Raw genomic sequence first — 18,207 nt, 5'->3', positions numbered from 1 at the left:
TTGATCCCCGCAGCGAACCGCTGGAAACTGAAGTTCTTAAAGAATGGGAAGAAGACGGCGTTGTTCTGCAGGTCGTCCGTTTCCGTATCGGCGTCTTTAAAGGAAAAACCGCCCGGCTCGCGGCCGTGTTTGGTTATCCCAAACAGGCTGTTGCAAACAAACAGAAATTGCCGGGCCTGCTGCAGATTCATGGCGGCGGACAGTACGCCGACTACCGGGCCTGCCTGCTGAACGCGAAACGCGGATATGCAACCCTCTCCATCGCCTGGGCCGGCCGCATCAGTGCCTCCGACTACCAGGTGACACCCGCGGAAGTAAAACTCTTCTGGGACGGCAAGACCGACGATCCCCGCTATAAAATCACCACTGACTGGGGCGCGCTCGACGGCTATCATGCGCCCGGAAAAAATCCGGGCAACCAGTTCCCCGGCATCACACCGGAAGCCTGGACGCTCGACAACATTGAATCGCCGCGTAACAGTGGCTGGTTTCTGTGTGCGCTCGCCGCGCGTCGGGCTTTGACATTCCTCGAACAGCAGCCCCTGGTCGACCCCGATCGCCTGGGAGTTTATGGCCATTCGATGGGCGGCAAGCTCACCGTGTTGACGGCCCCCGACTCCCGCGTCAAAGCAGCCGCCCCCTCATGTGGCGGGATCAGCGACCGCTACAACCGGAGCCCCCTGTTCTGTCAGACGCTGGGAGATAACGTCAGCCTCAAACAGACCTCCTGTCCCGTCATCTTCCTCAGTCCCGCCAATGATTTTCACGGGCGCATTGGCAATCTGCCGACCGCCATCGACGAAATCCAGAGCAGCGACTGGCGTGTCACCTGCTCGCCGCACCACAATCACCAGGACACCCCCGACTTCGAAGTCGCCACCCAGCTCTGGATGGATCAGTATCTCAAAGGCAGCTTTACATTTCCCCAGACACCCCAAACAAACCTGACGCTCAACACCACAGACGGCGTGCCCCGCTTCACAGTGATCCCCGACGAATCTCGAACCATCCTCTCCATCGACGTCTATTACTCGCGACAGGGCAAAACAGACGAAGGTCCCCAGGACCGGCTCAATACCATGCACCGCTTCTGGCATCATGCCAAACCTGCGAAAGCCGAGGACGCCTGGACCGCGAAGCTCCCCCTGGGCAATGTCGATCAGCCGTTGTGGGTGTACGCCAACATCCGCTATGCCCTCGACGAACCGGTGTCCGGCGCCGGCTATTACTATCGCCCTTACACCACAAAGTCGTTCAACCTTTCATCGCTCTTGCAGATGGTTTCGCCGACCGAATTGCAAGCAGCCGGCGTTCAGGCCACACGCAAACCCTCTCTGCTGATCGAAGATTTCAAAGACAACTGGCGGCAGGAATGGTTTTCGTATCAACCCGACAAATGGACCATAACAACCCACAAGCTGAATGACGGTCTCTGGAAAGCACCGCCGCAGGCACAGCTCGCTTTGGAAGTCCGCGCCGCCGAAGCCAATCAAATGGTGGTCGTCCTGGATGATTACGCCGCCGAAGTCGAACTGACAGGCGGCCCCGACTGGCAGACCATCACCCTCAAACCGTCCGACTTTCAAATCCTGGCCGGCGTAACGTTACCAGACTGGCAAGGCATCCAGCAATTAAAGCTCACCCCCGCCGAAGCCCAGCGTCCCACTCGCGGCAGCAAAACGAAACAACGCATCCTCGGCAAAAACTGGCGCGGCTCGCAACCCACATTCCAAAACCTGCGCTGGCAGGTCAGCCCATAAGGTTATTTCGAATTCCAGTTCACAGGAAAGAATCATTCTCATGGCACTGCAAACATTCGATCCCAACGACGAGGAATCGTTCGACAAGCTGCGCGACCTCTTCAGCCCGGCACAGGTGGACCAGAGCGTGCGCCAGGCGCTGCAACTGTGCTGGATGCTTCTCCCCCAGGAAAAGCGAAACATCGACGAACTGGAACAACAGTTCCGCCGCATCGTCGACCGCGCACTGAAAAATATGCGCGATGATGACCAGGCCTTTGGGGGCCAATAATCAAAGATCGCAGTGAAATCGAAATATCAGCGATGATCCGATCAAATTCCACTTGACCGATAATAGACTGATCTGTATACTTTATTTATTCAGACGCTCGGTTCGCAAAAAGACCCATTAGCCGCAGGGCGTTAGCCCCGGTTGAACTTCATCTGAAATAATAGCCTTTTTATTTTAGGATAATGTGCAATCAAATTGTTACGTTTTTGAATGAGGTCATCCACTTTTTTTTACCACATAATAAACAGACCTGTCTGTCTAATACAACCCAAACCAATAAAGGAGAATCTCATGTCCGCTCTCAAACCCCCGTTCACATTCGAAACCGCCACCGCTAAAGTCCGTGCCGCAGAAGATGCCTGGAACAGTCACGATCCCGAAAGAGTCTCCCTGGCTTATTCTCCGGATTCAGAGTGGCGGAACCGCGACCAGTTCCTGCAGGGCCGCGATCGAATTCGGGAATTCCTGTCTGGCAAATGGGAACGGGAACTCGATTACCGACTCGTCAAAGCACTCTGGAGTTTTTCGGACGACCACATCGCGGTCCGCTTCCAGTACGAGTATCACGATGCGGCAGGTCAATGGTTTCGCGCCTACGGCAATGAGCTCTGGGAATTCGATGAACAAGGTTTAATGCGCCGCCGCGAAGCAAGCATCAACGACGTCCCTATCGCGGAAGATCAGCGCCGGTTTCACTGGCCCACCTCCGCTCCGCGCCCGGCGGAACACACCGGGATTCCGGAGGTCGCCTGACAGAACAGAATCAGGGTCAGCTGTTTAGATTCAGACTGACCCTGATTCCGGTTGACTGAGCTTTCGTCACTCACTCTCCCGACAGATTTATAGATGGCCCCGAATGTAATTCGGGGTGAGCGCAGCGAACAGGAAACCAGCAGGGCAGACTTACAAATTCCAGGGAGCAAGACCGCGCGAAAATAAACTCTGAAAGAATCGTATCATTCCTTCAATCCCTCCCGCGACAAATCCACAATCCAGGCATCGGGTATCCGCGTCTCGATAGCAACCCGTGCCAGGTTGAACCAGCGTTCGGCCTGGTTGAGAATCTGGCTGTCGGCGGAAGCGACGATCTGGTCAGTTCCACTCAGTACAGGATCGGGGTCAGGCACCAGTTCGATCTCCCAGTTCCAGCCATGCTCCTCGCTGATCTCCCTTAGCATCGTCTTCAGACGCCCGCTGTTGGAGACCGGTTGCCCTTCGATTTAGTTCTGTTTCCAGAACAATTTCATCACACTCCTTGCACAGGGGCTATATGTTTAGCATGATAATACGCACCCTGAACCAGAATTCGATATAACCAATGAGTGATGGATAAGCATGCCTGAATCAACTCCTACACGAATAGAAGATCACACACTTGATACTCTTCTTGATGAATTGATATCAGGTCGAGAAGTGATCGATTCCACAGGTGATGTTTTTGCAGCATTTGAACGTGATAGCCGTTCAATTTTAGAATGGTTTCGTAAGAATAGGTCAATTTGGGATGGAACAAATCGTACAGAATTTGCCTCTCAGATCACTACTGCAATGACTGTGGATCCTCCGGATCGACCTTCAAAGGTTCCACAAAGCTCAACCAAAACACTGAATAAGTACCAGATCAGTAAGGTTCGTATTAGTCGATTTGGTGGGATTCACGAGTTTGGGAATTTGAATTCAAACCCCGAAGCTCTTGAAGTGAACCTTGATCCAAGTCAATACAAGGCAACACTGCTTTACGGCCGTAATGGGTGTGGTAAATCATCTCTCTTAAGTGCAATCAGCTGGTGTTTAACAGGTTGGTTTTATCAGCCGCAGGGATTTCCAGCAAAAAGTACAATGGTGGTTGAGTACACATGTAATGTTGGTGAAGATGAGGATGAGAAAGCGACAGCAACCAAGCTGAAAGCTCTTCCAATAATCCCTATGCCACCAGCAGAAGTTCTTGATCTTGTGATAAAATCTAAATATCCAATCGAGACTTGGGTTGAAGTAGAAATTCAAGATGAAATCGGGAATGTGCATGGACCATTTCGGCGTACAGCAACAATCCAAAAAGGTAAAGTAACAGAATCAACATCAGGTAATTTCGCTACCCTTGGTCTATCTCCATCTGATCTTGAAATAGGCACAAGATTACCGGCAATGCTTCCACATATTCGTCTTGATGAAAAGAATGGATTGGGAGAAGCAGTATCAAAACTTATCGACATTCAACCAATAAAAGAGGTTGCACGGCATGCCGAAAAAACTATTGAAAAAATTCAGAAAAAACTAATCCAAGACACTGACGATGATCTGAGTATTTCACGAGAACATATTAGAAAAGAAACTGAAGCAATAATTCAATTAATGGACAAGAATAATCTGGTTGAATTGAAAAATAAATACGTTGATATCCTTCAAAACACAACTTCAGAAAATATAGATCAATTGAAAAGAGATGTGGAAGCTCGAAGAGGAGTATTACTTTCAAGTGCAAGTGAATTACTTGGGAGCGATGTAAACTTTTCGAATTCTGATATTCAAAAGCAGATGATAAAAGATGTTCATCTCGCAGAGCACCAGCTGACTTCAGAAGAATTATCCAAGCTAAACTGTATAAAAAGTTGGAATAGTTTGGCAGCTTTGGCAGTGGAAACCATTCAGAAAACTGAAGAACTAATCGCAAAAATTCTAAGCGAGGCAAATGCTCTCGCGGAATTACATGCTAACCCTGATCGAGCCCGGCGAATTCAATTGTATGCAAAGGTTGCTAATTGGCTAAAACAGGAAAGCAATGACATCCCCACAGAGTGCCCTGTTTGCGGGCAAAGTCTAGAGAGCAGGCAAGATCAACAAACAGGAGAATCAATTCATCTACATCTTGAAGAATGTTTTAGCGAATCGACTGAAATGTGGGACAGAGCCCCTGATATCTGGGCAAACGATTATTTGGGAAAGCTTGCTCAAATTGTACCAGATGCGCTGCGGAAGAAAGCTAAAGCAAGCCCGGCTCTTCAGTTGGGATCTTCAATGGTTAAAGAGTTATCAGACTCTGCTTGCTTTGGAGAAATACTCAGGCCACTTGCAGACAACTTGGCTAAAAGATGGAATGAAGTTCAATTAAATATTCCAGACATTCCTGTCACCCAAAACAATACCATCCCTCAAGTTCTTCAAGCGGACTGCAGTGATCTCATCGATCAGCTTGACACAATCGAAACAAATATAAAATACGCACAAATCATCAAACAGAGTGAATGGAATCGTAATAAAATTGAGGATGAATTGCTTGGAATAGTCACTGAAAACGTAACTGAAAACAAAAGTCTCCGACAAATGATTTTGACTTTAGCAGAAGTCACAAATGAAGCTGAACCTCTAACAAAAATATTGGAACATGCAGCGACAATCAATGAACAACTCGAGGAACAAAAAAAGCTTCAATCACAAAAAAAAGAATATAATCGTGCAATCAAAGCTTTGGAGTCATTGGGCCGTCTACAGAAACTAGTTCAAAAACAAGTCGATGGACTTCTGTCAAATTTGAAGTCTCGCCAAAAAGTATGGCTTGATGCAATCTACACACCAGCAAGGTTAACGCATCCAGAAATAACTAATCCTAAATTAACTTCTGATGGGCAGCTAGGATTTCAGGCAGCACACTTAGGAACATATGCCCCTGCACACCATATTTCAAATGCTTCGCATTTGAGAGCGACATTAGTCGCGTTTTATCTTGCTTACTGGGAACATCAACTAGCTATGCGTGGTGGTTTACGCACAATACTTTTTGACGATCCTCAAGATCTTTTCGATGAAGATAATCAGCTACAACTCGCTCGCGCGATCCCAAAAATAATAAATTCAGAAGCTCAAGTAATCTTGACTACAAATAAAAAAATATTCTTTCATGACATTGATCAGAAACAGGTCAAAGGCAAACGATGGGAAATTGATTGGAAGCCTGGGAACCCTGTTGTGCAGCTACTAATGTCTCGCAAAGAAATTGAGCAACAATTTTTAGATTATCGATCAGATAGAACTGATAACAAAGCTCAACACTTGGCAGGAAGTGTGCGGGTATATGCAGAAACCAGGCTACTAGCATTATTTCGGCATGAGCGTCCCATTTCACTCCCTGATCAACCGACTTTATTGGATGCAGTAAATGTAATTGCCCGTTTGAATAATTTGGGAACTCAACCATTTGATGGCGATGCAATAACAAGTCTTTTAAAAAATGGGGGATGTATTCAAGGTCGTCCGCTATATCTACTCTTGAACGATCCTCACCATTCACGAGCTGATCAGATAACTATTGGAAAAGTTGATACTCTTCTTGGTGAATTAAAATTATTAGTAAAATGTGTCAACGAAGTATGGGATCATTGCCAAAATTCTAAGTATTTAACAGCGGTACAACTAAAACTGAAGCGAACAATTATGCCGTTGCCTCAGGCTCCGTCATCCCATGCATTACCAAATGATAGAGTCCAAGTTCTAACATCTGCAGCAGCATCGAATGCAGATTCCTTTGGTATAGAAGCAGACGATGCTGGAGAGGAATTTCGTTGGGGTCAACTTGGTAGAATTGCCATCTATCAGGTATTATCTCACTCGTTGGGATTGGCAGTTCCAAAGTTTTGTCGCGTAATCGTATCTCTTGAGGAAGAGGAAATCCCCGACCACTCTTTAGTAATTGCATTATTTAGAAATAAAGTATTTGCCCGGCGTCTTGCCAGAACACCAGGACAATCAGATGCCGTTCTTCTTAATTCTGACAGGCTCGATCCAAGAAATCGCGCACCAGTCGAAGTGATTCATCAAGATAGTCTCCGACTCTTCCCAATCATAGGTGTAATCTGGAATGATTGCGAAACCAGAACAGGAACTGGTGAAGCAATTTTAGATGAAACCTATGACTTAAATAAACTGGACATTAAGGTTGCTCAAACTGTCAATGGACTCAGTGCGGAACCATTTGTTTTGAATAAACAGAAAATTTTATTAGGATCAGAAATTCATTGGACTGATATTGGACGTCACATTGATCGGCCTGTGAGTGTTGAGCTTAAAGACAAGAGACAATTCCTCAAAATTGTGAGCAACTCAACCATGGGCCCCAAGGATACAGTCCGTGTCCTTAATCCACTGGGTGGGCTTGGTGAACCGATTATTGTACATGGTGGATTTCCTAAAAAGCAATCTGATGACTTTAAGCACATACCACAGGTTCAAAGGGTTCGTCCTATGCATGTAGTGCTTTATACTTCAGCATTTAAAGAGTACTAGGATCTTTTATTAATTCACTTCTATCCAATATTCACTTTTTGAAAAAAGTGGATTATTTAGAAGATAAAAAAAGAGAAAAGTATACTCTATCATGAATAAACACCCCTGGCCCGAAATCTCAGACCAGGGGTGTCCCTGATTAACAATAACATCGATCAGACTGTGATCGACTCGACTTCCGCAACGAAACGGCTGGCGCTGTTGCTCAGGAAGGACGTCACCACGTTGAACACCGCGTCACTGAAGCCGCCGATGTTCAGGATGTCGTCACGCTCCGGAGCCTGCGACGAACCGTAAGGCTGGATGTCGATACACACCAGCTTCGGATCCGTCACGCCCAGTCGCCGCTGATTCTGCGCGAACGTCTGCCACGCAGTCATCACGCCGGTCGAACCATGTCGGCCTGTACCAACCCAGCTCTCGTTGTCGCTCACCAGCACACAGCCGGCAAACGCGCGCTGACCCAGTCGTACATTGGCTTCGTGAAGCGGAATCGAACAGTCGGTTCCACCGCCGCCATACTTCGCCAGTCGCTCCGACAGACTCAGAATCGAGTCGGCTGGATCGATCCGCACGTTGTATGCCCGCGTATCGAACGGAATCACCACGCTGTCCGGATTACGACGCAAAATCGCCGCCGCAAACAGCGCCGCCACATCCACACAACGCATCTTGCTGTACGAACTGCGATGCTGCCAGCCCGTCACCGAACTCGCCATCGAACCGGACGTATCCAGTCCGATCACCACCGGACCTGACAACTCTGGCACGTTTCCACAGGCGATCTCAGCAGCCTCATGCAGCGCCTTTGTGATCTTGTGCGGAATCTGATCCGACGCGTTCAGATACGCAGCCAGAAACTGGTACGGAAACTGCCGCGAACGTCGGATCGCCTCCTTGTCAACCAGGCGGTTCGCCACCTCGTCAATCAGCGCATAATCCTTGAACACGTCATGACGCAGCAGCGTGTTGAGGTTCATCCGCAGTGCCTGTGGCCCCATCTGACGGGCGATTGTACGCCACACCAGCGGACCTTTCGCCGCATCGGCCAGCAGATCCCAGCGCACGGACAGACCTTCTACGATCGCAGCCTGCTCCTGGTCGGTCTCTGCACAGCGATAGGCGATCAGCGCCTGCACCTGTGCGGGCAAGTCCGCCTCAGTGGCAGGAGCCCACTTCGCCAGTTCCTTATCCGTCAGCCAGCCAAACAGCGCACGCCGTGCGTTGTCGACGGGCGTTGGTCGTGCCAGTCGCAGGACATCGCGCAGGCTCGGATCGTTACCGATCGAAGCCGACAGCAGTTTACCCACGGAAGCCTCGTTCAACCAGCGCTGAAACGCACGCTGCAGACTCGACGACAGACCGGTACGACCAAACTGTCCCGAGCGGATCATCTGGAACATCGTGCGCAGCACGCGGCCATTGTCCACCACGCGATCAAACACGCGATGCAGCAGTTCGGTATCCCGCGTCGACAATGTGACCAACAGCGCCGCCGGCATATCCTTCATGAAAGCGTGCTCCCGCGCATACACGGCCAGTTGGGCCAGGAATCGATTATCATCAACCTGGTTGATCAACGTACGCAGTTCGTCCAACTGTGCCTGGGCATTCGCATAGAACACGCCGTTAAATGTACCGGTCGCCGCCAGCTGTGCCAGCGCATGCTTCGGTCCATACTTGTAAGCCCGACCTCCGGCTGCATTGCGCGCATCTGCACGTGGAAACTGATTCTGACGATTCGAAAACAAAGACTTATTGGCCATCATAGCCTCCTTCAAAAATGGAATCGGCGAAAAAGGCGTCAGTCCTCACTGACGGCAGTCGGATCCTGTAAAAAGTACTCGACGAAGTGATGGGCAGAGACCACCCTGCGATACCACGTACATGGATCACAGGGGCCGGCCCGAATAAATTTATTCAGCGGGCCGGGCAGGAGTTGAACCAGCGTTAACCATGTACTCCACACCGACAGTCGAGTGTGTATTAAATAACCGACGAAGTGGTGAATCAGAGTTTTTCCAATGCTCTACCAGTTGAGCTACAGCGTGCCATGCTTAAACACGGAACGCTGGTGGGAATTGAACCCACAACCTTCGGATTAGATGTACTCCCATTCGGCAGTCGATTATGTCTCCGTATCACGAAATAAATGCTCGGTCTTCCAAAGTTCTTTCAAAGATCGACGAAGTTATTGATCCAGAGTTATTAATGCTCTGCCAGTTGAGCTACAGCGTGGCATGCTTACGCATTGAGCGCTGATGGGAATCGAACCCATAACTTTCATGTACTCCGATTCGGCAGTCGATCCTGTTTTCAAGCAACGAATAAATTCACTCAGAAAGTCGCCGGTTAAATTCAAAATGATCGACGAAGTGTTAAACCAGAGCTTTTACGGTGCTCTATCCATTGAGCTACGGCGCAACACACTTTCAAAAAAGCGCCGGCGGGATTCGAACCCGCAACCACCGGGTCCATAACCATGTACTCCAGTCTGGCAGTCGATCAAATATTCTTAAAAAATCCCAACGAAGTGATCGTCGAGATTGTTGCTGTTCTCGGCCGCTCTTATCGGTCGCATGTGAGACCGACAGTGGGCACACGCCAGACCATCTCAAAGAGATGCCGTTGCGCTCACCTTCCCTGGATCGCTCCAGGTTGGCTACCTTAGGACCGTCAAAATGTAATCCCGACGGGCAGTTGGACTTTTTTATAAACCGACCAACGAAGAAATGACTTAGACATCGTTTCTATCATAAAGATGTAGTCCGAGCCGGCAGTTGATCGGCCGAAGACGCCGGTGGGAATCGAACCCACTTCAAACTGCTTTGCAGGCAGTTCCCCGGCCATCAGGTGTCAGCGTCGTTCAGCAGTACCTCACCAGGGAGTCGAACCCCGTCTAATGGTTCCGAAGACCATCGTGCTTCCATCACACTCGCAAGGCATAATTTTTGAAAACCGACTAAACCACATTCGCCGGCTGCTGGTAAAAGACAGGGCGCAGCAGGAATCGGTTCGCTACATTCTCGAAACAGAACCAAAAAAACGGGGCGCGGCATCCGTTGATATTCAGATTGAGACGCGCACGCTGTCTTATGGAATATGACAAACGGAGTCAGAAAGTCTTCATTAAATTCGTGGCATAAATTTAATCATAAATTAACAATCATTTTTTGGAGTCCGGGCAATTTCATTCTCACCAGACATGGAACCAGATTTTCTTAGCTTTTTGCATACTCCCAAATAGACGCTGCTCCCTTAACACCTCCCTGCTCTCAACTGCAAACACATTCAGACCAAACTGAACACATCTCAATTCTTAATAATATCTTCTCACCCTCTTCATGTATGCTTGCTAGATTCAATGCCATTCATTTGCCCATCTTGCGCCATCAGGCAGTGATCATTACAACCTGCACCTGACATTCAACCAGTTCAAATTTTGGAAGTACAACATGACTCCCCACTCTCCGCAGTCTGGAGCAAGGCCGCGCCCGTACCATCTACCTGTTATTGCTGCAATTATTCTCAGCAGCTTCAGCCTGATTGCCTCCGGCTGTTCCAGTGCAGCAGATGATCCCCAAGCCGCAGTCAATGCTGCGAACAGCCCAGTGAACGACGGCGCTGCTGTCGTGCCTATTCCCGAACCACCCGCAGCTTCCAACGCTGTCGGCCTGAAGTTTCTCGGCCGTTATCGCCATGGTACAAGGAAAAAATCGACGGCGGAGATCTGTGCCTTCGACACGAGCTCGAAGCGACTCTTTGTCGTTGATGGTGAGCGGGCTGCCGTCGATATTCTCGACATTACCAACCCGGCCGAACCACAACTGTTTAAGTCGGTTGATCTGGCTGAGTTGGGTTCCAAGCCGAACTCGATCACGGCAAAAGGGGGCGTGATCGCTGCCGCTGTTTCATCCACTCCCAAGCAGGAGCCGGGCCTGGTCGTTTTTCTCTCACCCGAAGGTGAGGTGCTGAAGACCGTTCATGTCGGCCCCGAGCCGGACATGATCACTATTTCACCAGATGGTCACTGGCTGATTACAGCCAATGAAGGAGAGGCGACAAAAGATTATACGCGAAATCCGGAAGGAAGTGTCTCGCTGATTGATCTGACCGACGGCGTGGAAGCGGTGACCGATGCTTCCATCGTTCATATTGATTTCACGGCTTATAATGATAAGTCTAAACTGCCATCTGGAGTACGTGTTTTCGGAAAGAATGCGACGCCGGCCCAGGATTTTGAACCGGAATACATTGCTGTTTCCCCCGATTCAAGGACTGCATGGGTGTCGCTGCAGGAAGCAAATGCATTTGCCATCATCGATCTGGAAACACAAAAGCTCGTCGATCTCGTGCCGCTGGGTTTCAAAGATCATTCACTCCCTGAAAACGCCTTCGATGCCAGTAACAAAGGCAAGAGTATTCAACTTCGCACCTGGCCGGTCAAAGGGATGTACCAGCCCGATGCCATCTACTCCTTTGAAGTCGACGGAACAGCGTACGTCATCACGGCCAACGAAGGAGACCACCGCGACGTTGATGGCTTTAGTGAGAAAGCTCGCGTCGGCGATCTGAAACTCGACCCGAAAATATTTCCCAACGCAAATGAACTGCAATCGCCCAAAGCACTCGGGCGGTTGATGGTGACATCCTCTAACGGTGATGCCGATGGTGATGGACTCTACGAAGAAATCTATAGTTTCGGCGGACGGTCGTTCTCCATCCGCAATACGGAGGGCCAGCTTCTGTACGACAGTGGTAACGAATTCGAACGGATCATTGCGAATCGTTATCCCAAGTCTTTCAATGCAGATCATGAGTCAAACGACTTCGATGACCGCAGCGACAACAAAGGGCCAGAACCCGAAGGGCTGGTCGTAGGCATGGTTGAGGGCCGCCCCGTGGCCTTTATCGGCATGGAACGTCACAGCGGCATCATGGTATACGACCTCGCCCATCCGAAACAGCCGGTCTTCTGCGACTATGTTATCACACGCGACTTCGACAAATCGACGAAGAAACCAGAGGCAGGCGACCTGGGGCCGGAAGGACTCACGTTTATTCCCGCTGATGTGAGCCCGACGCAGAAGCCGTTGCTTGCCGTCTCGTATGAAATCAGCGGTACGACTGCCTTGTTCGAAGTCGTCAGCGACACTGCTACAGAAAAGTCAAGCCAACCACTGGAGTAAAGAAATTCAATTTGCTCGCTGAATTCTCAACTATAACTCATCGTTTGATAAACGACAGACCGTTTACAGAAGAAAGGTTTTCGAATGCAACAGAAATATTTAACCCACAAACGAGGCTTTACGCTCATCGAATTGCTGGTCGTCATTGCGATCATTGCGATTCTGATTGCGTTGCTGTTACCCGCCGTCCAGCAGGCGCGCGAAGCGGCACGCCGCTCCACTTGCAAGAACAGTCTCAAACAGATTGGTATCGCACTGCACAACTACCACGACACTCACAGGGTCTTACCTCCAGGCGTTCTGATGTTTGACGACGGCTCAGGCGATCCCGATCCCGATCTGGGCAACTGGGGCTGGAATACTTTCCTCCTCCCCTACATTGATCAGGCACCGCTGTACAATCAATTGACTCCCAACGGGGCAAACTTCCCCTCAGCCGCCGCCGGCAGTTTGATTCAGACGGTTATTCCCACACTGATTTGCCCCTCTGATGCCAGTGGAGGCATCAATACCTACGTCGGATTCACCAACAACGAAGATGGTGTAGGACTCGGCAAGTCAAACTATCCCGGCGTCAGCGGCAGCGAAGGCGTTGATGACGACGAGTGGTATGTCCGCAGCAATGATGCAGACGAGCGCGGCATCTTCAATTATAACAGCAGCACACGGATGCGTGACATCACCGACGGAACCAGCAACACAATGGCGTCGGGCGAACGGATGTGGGACGGAATTTCCATCAAAGACGATGATCCGGGCGGATCAACTAGCAAAGGTTCTGTCTGGGCCGGACGTCCTTACGATGGCGAAAAGTACGCGACGTTACTCCGCACCAATGACTCGGACTCCTTCATCCCCAACGGTGCAAACCCGGCCAGCGCCAGCAGCCGTCACGTGGGTGGGGCACAATTTCTGTTTTGTGATGGTGCCGTCCGGTTCATATCGGAAAACGTTAACCGCGAGACCTATAAGTTCCTGGGCAACATGTCCGATGGCGAGGTCCTTGGCGAATTCTGATCTACGTTTAATGAGGACTCAGAGTCTCGCTATATTGTTTTAAGCACTGGCGTTTCGGTCATTATGGGCCGGAACGCTTTTTTTTGCTCTTTATAAAACAACGACCGCTTGATTCACAGGATGATAATTCATTTCTCTCTGCTCCTGCTTGACCCGGATCTATTCGATGCTGATACTGAATGAAATCGGTTTCATAATTCATCTCCGGCAGGAACAGCAACATGACGCGACTGAATCAATCTTTCAATCTTCTTACAACGTTCCTCATGATGTTGTGTGTGACTTCAACCGGTACAGCACAGGATCAGGACAGTTCAAAGCAGAGCACAAATAAAGCCAGTGATCTGCCGCACGTCCTGATCATCGGCGACTCGATTTCCATCGGCTATACCAAACCAACCGTAGAACGACTCAAAGACGTGGCGCACGTAGAACGTGTAAAAGCGAATTGCGGCGATACGAAACGGGGTTTACAGAATCTCGAGCGCTGGCTGGGAAAGACGGACTGGGACGTGATCCATTTCAACTGGGGTCTGCACGACCTTTGCTATCGGCACCCGGATTCGAAAACCCAGGGACACCGCGACAAAGTCAATGGCACGATCTCAGTCCCCCTTGATCAGTATGAGAAAAACCTGGAAGCACTGGTGAAGCAACTTGAAAAAACGGGCGCCACACTGATCTGGGCCACGACCACCCCGGTCCCTGAAGGGGAAGCGGGCCGCATCGTCGGCGATGATTTGAAGTACAACCAGGTCGCGAAAAAGATCATGAAAAAGCACGGCATCAAAATCAACGACCTGCACAAACTCGCGACAGACTTTGACGCGCCCCTCTGGGCCGGCCCGGGAAACGTCCACTTCAAACCAGCAGGTTCCGATAAACTGGCGCAACAGGTCACAGAAGAAATTAAAGCGGCGCTGCCAAAGAAAAAACTTGCTCAAGACTGAAGAAACGTGTTGCAGGGAATGATGCAACAGACCGAAAAGCTATGGTCTGGGATTTGTTTCCTCAGTTTTTTCGATAGCTCGAATTGCCAGCTGGATCTGTCGTAATTCGTATCCATTCGAATTTTCTTCCAGGGACTTCAAGCGGGGAAGTGCCTCCTTTGCCAGTGGTCCAAAATTTCTCAAACCTTCCACGGCTGCCCGGCGCGTCTGATCGTCATCCAGCATCTTAATTAATCGGGGAATGGTGCCTTCTGCGGGAGCGCCGATGTCGCCCAATGCTCTCGCCGCCATCACACGAAACTGTTCCTGGTCCAGTAATTTGAGCAATGCAGGAATGGCGGGCTGCGCTGCAGGACCGAAAGCACCTAATGCGCGGGCTGCAGCAAAAGAGAGCTGTTGATCCTGATCTTCAAGAAATTTCATCAGCGCCGGAACCGCGAGATCCGCTTCAATGCGCAGCTCACCCAATGCTCGGGCAGCGCGGGATGCGAGTGTCTTGTTCTTATCTTCCAGAACTATCACCAGCTGCTGCACGGCTGCTTTCGTTTTGAGTGATCCTAATGCCGAAATCGCGAGGCCGCGATCATAAAATTCTTCACTCCTGGCGACTTTCAGCAGCAGCGGTTCTACCGCATCGGGTGTCGCTTCTGCAAAATAAGCCAGACAGGTACAGCTCGCGCCCCGGAGATCGGGTTGGTCGAGATTTTGTGCCAGGATCGCGATGGTTGCACGGTGATCCTGTTCAATTTTTGCCAGCGCGTGAGCGGCGGCCTGGATCGTGCGTTCGTTGGTCAGCTTTGCCCGTAAAGCCGGAATAGCGGGCGCTGCCGATACCCCCAGCTGTTCCAGCACGTGCGCTGCGTCGGGATAATAACTGACTGTCTCCAGTAGTTCCATCAGTTCCGGCAACGCGGGCTTTGCATCTTCACCCATTTGCCCCAGTAAATCGATCGCCGTCGTTCTGGAACTGCGATCTTTTAATAAGGTAATCAGTGTCGGCACCAATCTCGCATCCAGCGCATTCGACGAATCCAGTCCAGAGATTGCCTCATTCTGAACTTCCTGATCAGCGGACTGCAGTGCCTTACTGACAATAGAGACCAGTGTTTCTTCTTGAGCCCCTGATTTCAGAAGACATAATGCTGCCAGTAATCTGGTTTGCTCATAGGAACTCTTCAAGAATGGTTCCAGTCTGGGAACGACGGCTGCGGGAATCGCATCCTCAGAACTGTTTAACGTGGACAGTGTCTGCTGCACCAGTTTTTCATCCGGTTCTGACAGCAACTTGACGATTTCGCTTCCCGACTTGTCTTCACGAATGAGAAAACGGATCGCGGTTAAGCGTGTATAATGGTCCTTTTCCTGTGACAGGTTTTGAATCAACGGGATCAGACGCTGTTGTAACTGGTCGTTTTTCACATCCATTCTAAAAAGTGTCAGAAGCAATTCACTCTGTTTTTCGGGTTCCATTTGATCAATGGCCGTCAATGTCTCATCCAGTGCATCGATCGATTTCATCAGAATTTCCAACAGGGCTTCTTCCGAGGTCCGTTTGCATTCCCAGTTCTCACTCTGCATTCCTGCCAGCAGAAGGGGCATCAGTGTTTTGATATCCTGCTGCTGACCAGCCAGTTCAGTGGCTGCCACGATCTGCAATTCAACTTCATCCTGCTTGAGCAACTTCCTAAGCAGAGGAGCCACCGATGGCTCGTTCTTCGCAATGGCCCCAATCGCCCGTGCGGCACCAGCGCGTTTTTCGACATCGACTTCGGAGTCAGACAGTATTTTCTCCAGCCCGTCCAACGCCGGTTTTCCGACTCGCCCCAGTAATTCGGAGACCTTGTTTATCAGATCCTCTTCGGCCTCCCCCTCTTGTAAAACCGACAGCAGGGGAGCGATGGCTGCGGATGGAATTTCATGTTGTGTTGAGAGCACGCTGAGGACGAGATACTGTGAATCCGTGATCTTGAGCAAGCCGAGCAGTTGTTTCAGTTCAGCTGCTGAGAGTGTTAACTGCTGGAGCGCGTCGGCGGCGTAATCTGCCATGGATTGATCAGAGGCGGACAGTAATTCGATCAATGCTTTTGTGAATTGCTTCTGCTGCGGATCTGACAACGCTTTAAAATGCTGTCGAAGCGACCGGATACTTTCACGGCGGAGTATCTCATTTTCCGATTTAAAAGCCTCCAGGAGCAATGCCACCATTTTCTGATTACTGGTGTCCGTGGACGAAATGGCAAGGGCAGCACACTGTTTCGTCAACGGGTCGGCACTGTCGAGCGCCGCTTTCAGAGACGCCTGTTCTACCGGTGCCAGCGCGTGATAACTCTGCCTGAGCAGTGTCAACGCATTCAGTTTCATCTGCTCCGGGCTCTGCTCTTCACAGATAATTTGGACGAGTTCCGGGATCGCATGCCTCCAGGCGGTTTGAAAAACGGATTGCACTTCCCAGTCCACATTCTCCTGATCGAGCATACCCAGCATGGCAGAAACAATCTGTTGATCGGACCCGCCAATCTTGATCAGCAGGGCAGCCGCTTTTTTACTGACCTCGGGGTCCTCATCTTTTAAAAGCTTGCGGAGTGCCGGGAAGGCCTGTGTGATATATTCCGCCTGATCCAGAATCGAGATGGCAACTGCTCTCAACTCTGCGTTTTCATCTGAGAGTGCCTGAATCAACTGATCCGTTGCCGTTTTCGAATCGAGGCAGATCAGCTCCAGAGTCTCGGCAATCAGATCACCATCATCCGGCTGTGACCGATATGCAGACAGCAATTCGGGAACCGCAGCTTCCGCCTGGGCACCGTAATATCCCAGCGCTTCTAGATAAGCCATCCTTTCGAGAGTAGAGGCCTCATTCAAATTCTTCAGTTTTCCCAGTAAGACTGGCAAACCTTCCGTAATCTTATTTCTGCCGACTTCCAATGCCGCTGCCCTCTGCAGTTCTTCTTCCTGAGAACGTTTCAACACCTTGATCAACTCTGCATTGAGCTCACTCGTCTGCTCGGGTACATGGCGGGACAGAAAAATGACGGCGGCCCCCTTCAATTCTGCGGACGCACTGTTGTCATGCATCATCTCTGTCATGGCCGAGATGACTTCTTCGGAACCCGTTTGCGATTCCATAAACGCTTCCAGCGCTTTGATGGCTGACTGACGAAATACTTTGCCCTGTTCGGGATCTCGCAGGATCTGAATCAACTGTGGCAAAGAGGTTCCACTCTGAGAGACAAGTTGCTGAACGGCCTCATATCGCAGCCATGGCTTGTCAGACGACATCGCCAACAGCAATCCGTAGACCTTCAGTTTAGGGTCTGTCACTAACAGTTTTTTTTGATCCTTCTTTTTTTCCTGGGGAATTTTTTTGATCAGTTCCAGTAAGTCCGCTTTGGAAACAACGCCGACCCTGCGTTTCTGCATTGAGCCATCGACGATGACCGCAAACGTGGGAATGCTGGTGATATAGAAATACTGACTCAAATCCCGGTGTTGATCCACGTCCACCTGAACCACGGGATATCCTTCGTCCTGCAACTCTTTCACCACTGGTTTCATCAACCGACAGGGACCACACCAGTCAGCGTAGAAATCGACCAGTAATCCCCTGGATTGAAAAGTGCGTGACTGAATATAATCCCGGGCCATTTCTGCCAGCTGTTCATCCTGATCATCGACAACCTTCAACAGCGCAGCCACAACCTGATTGGGGTCTGCTTTGGATGTGACCAATGTCGCGACTGCCA

10 protein-coding genes, 2 tRNA genes and 1 pseudogene are annotated in these 18,207 nt (G+C 50.2%); 7 read left to right on the top strand and 6 right to left on the bottom strand.

Features of this window, described 5'->3' with window-relative positions; translation table 11 throughout:
* The 3 genes from ACN0YH_RS13480 to ACN0YH_RS13470 all read left to right on the top strand — a co-directional run.
* Positions 1 to 1,760 (top strand): dienelactone hydrolase family protein (locus ACN0YH_RS13480; RefSeq protein ID WP_417380081.1); only part of this gene is annotated, 1,760 nt, incomplete at its 5' end.
* A gap of 40 nt (positions 1,761 to 1,800) precedes the next feature.
* Positions 1,801 to 2,031, top strand: coding sequence for a hypothetical protein (locus ACN0YH_RS13475; RefSeq protein ID WP_417380080.1), 231 nt, complete (start codon positions 1,801 to 1,803; stop codon positions 2,029 to 2,031).
* 291 nt (positions 2,032 to 2,322) lie between these two features.
* Positions 2,323 to 2,784, top strand: a complete 462-nt coding sequence (locus tag ACN0YH_RS13470; RefSeq protein ID WP_417380079.1) for a DUF1348 family protein — start codon at positions 2,323 to 2,325, stop codon at positions 2,782 to 2,784.
* Positions 2,785 to 2,987: 203 nt separating this feature from the next.
* Here ACN0YH_RS13470 and ACN0YH_RS13465 read toward each other — a convergent pair whose 3' ends face one another.
* Positions 2,988 to 3,251, bottom strand: a complete 264-nt coding sequence (locus ACN0YH_RS13465) for a DUF5616 domain-containing protein (protein WP_417380088.1) — start codon at positions 3,249 to 3,251, stop codon at positions 2,988 to 2,990.
* A gap of 115 nt (positions 3,252 to 3,366) precedes the next feature.
* Between ACN0YH_RS13465 and ACN0YH_RS13460 the strand changes: the two genes are divergently transcribed.
* Positions 3,367 to 7,308: a hypothetical protein gene (locus tag ACN0YH_RS13460; RefSeq protein WP_417380078.1), complete on the top strand. Its 3,942-nt coding sequence runs from the start codon at positions 3,367 to 3,369 to the stop codon at positions 7,306 to 7,308.
* Between the two features lie 155 nt (positions 7,309 to 7,463).
* Here the strand turns inward: ACN0YH_RS13460 and ACN0YH_RS13455 are convergent, their stop codons facing one another.
* The 3 genes from ACN0YH_RS13455 to ACN0YH_RS13445 all read right to left on the bottom strand — a co-directional run bounded on the left by ACN0YH_RS13455 (position 7,464) and on the right by ACN0YH_RS13445 (position 10,252).
* Positions 7,464 to 9,074, bottom strand: coding sequence for a vWA domain-containing protein (locus ACN0YH_RS13455; protein ID WP_417380087.1), 1,611 nt, complete (start codon positions 9,072 to 9,074; stop codon positions 7,464 to 7,466).
* A gap of 1,026 nt (positions 9,075 to 10,100) precedes the next feature.
* Positions 10,101 to 10,172 (bottom strand) — tRNA-Cys (locus ACN0YH_RS13450).
* 9 nt (positions 10,173 to 10,181) lie between these two features.
* Positions 10,182 to 10,252 (bottom strand) — tRNA-Arg (locus tag ACN0YH_RS13445).
* 511 nt (positions 10,253 to 10,763) lie between these two features.
* Here ACN0YH_RS13445 and ACN0YH_RS13440 point away from each other — a divergent pair.
* The 3 genes from ACN0YH_RS13440 to ACN0YH_RS13430 all read left to right on the top strand — a co-directional run bounded on the left by ACN0YH_RS13440 (position 10,764) and on the right by ACN0YH_RS13430 (position 14,464).
* Positions 10,764 to 12,497 (top strand): choice-of-anchor I family protein, encoded by a 1,734-nt coding sequence (locus ACN0YH_RS13440; RefSeq protein ID WP_417380077.1) that lies wholly within the window; start codon positions 10,764 to 10,766, stop codon positions 12,495 to 12,497.
* An 84-nt stretch (positions 12,498 to 12,581) separates the two neighbouring features.
* Positions 12,582 to 13,514, top strand: a complete 933-nt coding sequence (locus ACN0YH_RS13435; RefSeq protein ID WP_417380076.1) for a DUF1559 domain-containing protein — start codon at positions 12,582 to 12,584, stop codon at positions 13,512 to 13,514.
* Positions 13,515 to 13,735: 221 nt separating this feature from the next.
* The gene (locus ACN0YH_RS13430; protein ID WP_417380075.1) at positions 13,736 to 14,464 is read left to right on the top strand and encodes an SGNH/GDSL hydrolase family protein; all 729 of its coding nucleotides are present in this window, start codon (positions 13,736 to 13,738) and stop codon (positions 14,462 to 14,464) included.
* A 39-nt stretch (positions 14,465 to 14,503) separates the two neighbouring features.
* On the opposite strand, the gene ACN0YH_RS13425 is transcribed toward ACN0YH_RS13430, so the two are convergent.
* Together ACN0YH_RS13425 and ACN0YH_RS13420 are read right to left on the bottom strand one after the other, a co-directional pair.
* Positions 14,504 to 15,361, bottom strand: coding sequence for a HEAT repeat domain-containing protein (locus tag ACN0YH_RS13425; RefSeq protein ID WP_417380086.1), 858 nt, complete (start codon positions 15,359 to 15,361; stop codon positions 14,504 to 14,506).
* Positions 15,362 to 16,918: 1,557 nt separating this feature from the next.
* Positions 16,919 to 18,109, bottom strand: a pseudogene (locus ACN0YH_RS13420) (HEAT repeat domain-containing protein); the annotation flags it as partial.
* Positions 18,110 to 18,207: the final 98 nt, after the last annotated feature.

This window comes from Gimesia sp. (assembly GCF_048262075.1).
GTDB lineage: Bacteria > Planctomycetota > Planctomycetia > Planctomycetales > Planctomycetaceae > Gimesia.
This window is presented reverse-complemented; position numbering and strand designations above follow the sequence as displayed.

What these genes read in the sequence shown, in the direction of transcription:
- ACN0YH_RS13475 (WP_417380080.1), top strand. Translation starts at nt 1,801, where the DNA reads ATGGCACTGCAAACATTCGATCCCAACGACGAGGAATCGTTCGACAAG.
- ACN0YH_RS13470 (WP_417380079.1), top strand. Translation starts at nt 2,323, where the DNA reads ATGTCCGCTCTCAAACCCCCGTTCACATTCGAAACCGCCACCGCTAAA.
- ACN0YH_RS13460 (WP_417380078.1), top strand. Translation starts at nt 3,367, where the DNA reads ATGCCTGAATCAACTCCTACACGAATAGAAGATCACACACTTGATACT.
- ACN0YH_RS13455 (WP_417380087.1), bottom strand. Translation starts at nt 9,074, where the DNA reads ATGGCCAATAAGTCTTTGTTTTCGAATCGTCAGAATCAGTTTCCACGT.
- ACN0YH_RS13440 (WP_417380077.1), top strand. Translation starts at nt 10,764, where the DNA reads ATGACTCCCCACTCTCCGCAGTCTGGAGCAAGGCCGCGCCCGTACCAT.
- ACN0YH_RS13435 (WP_417380076.1), top strand. Translation starts at nt 12,582, where the DNA reads ATGCAACAGAAATATTTAACCCACAAACGAGGCTTTACGCTCATCGAA.
- ACN0YH_RS13430 (WP_417380075.1), top strand. Translation starts at nt 13,736, where the DNA reads ATGACGCGACTGAATCAATCTTTCAATCTTCTTACAACGTTCCTCATG.
- ACN0YH_RS13425 (WP_417380086.1), bottom strand. Translation starts at nt 15,361, where the DNA reads ATGGAACTACTGGAGACAGTCAGTTATTATCCCGACGCAGCGCACGTG.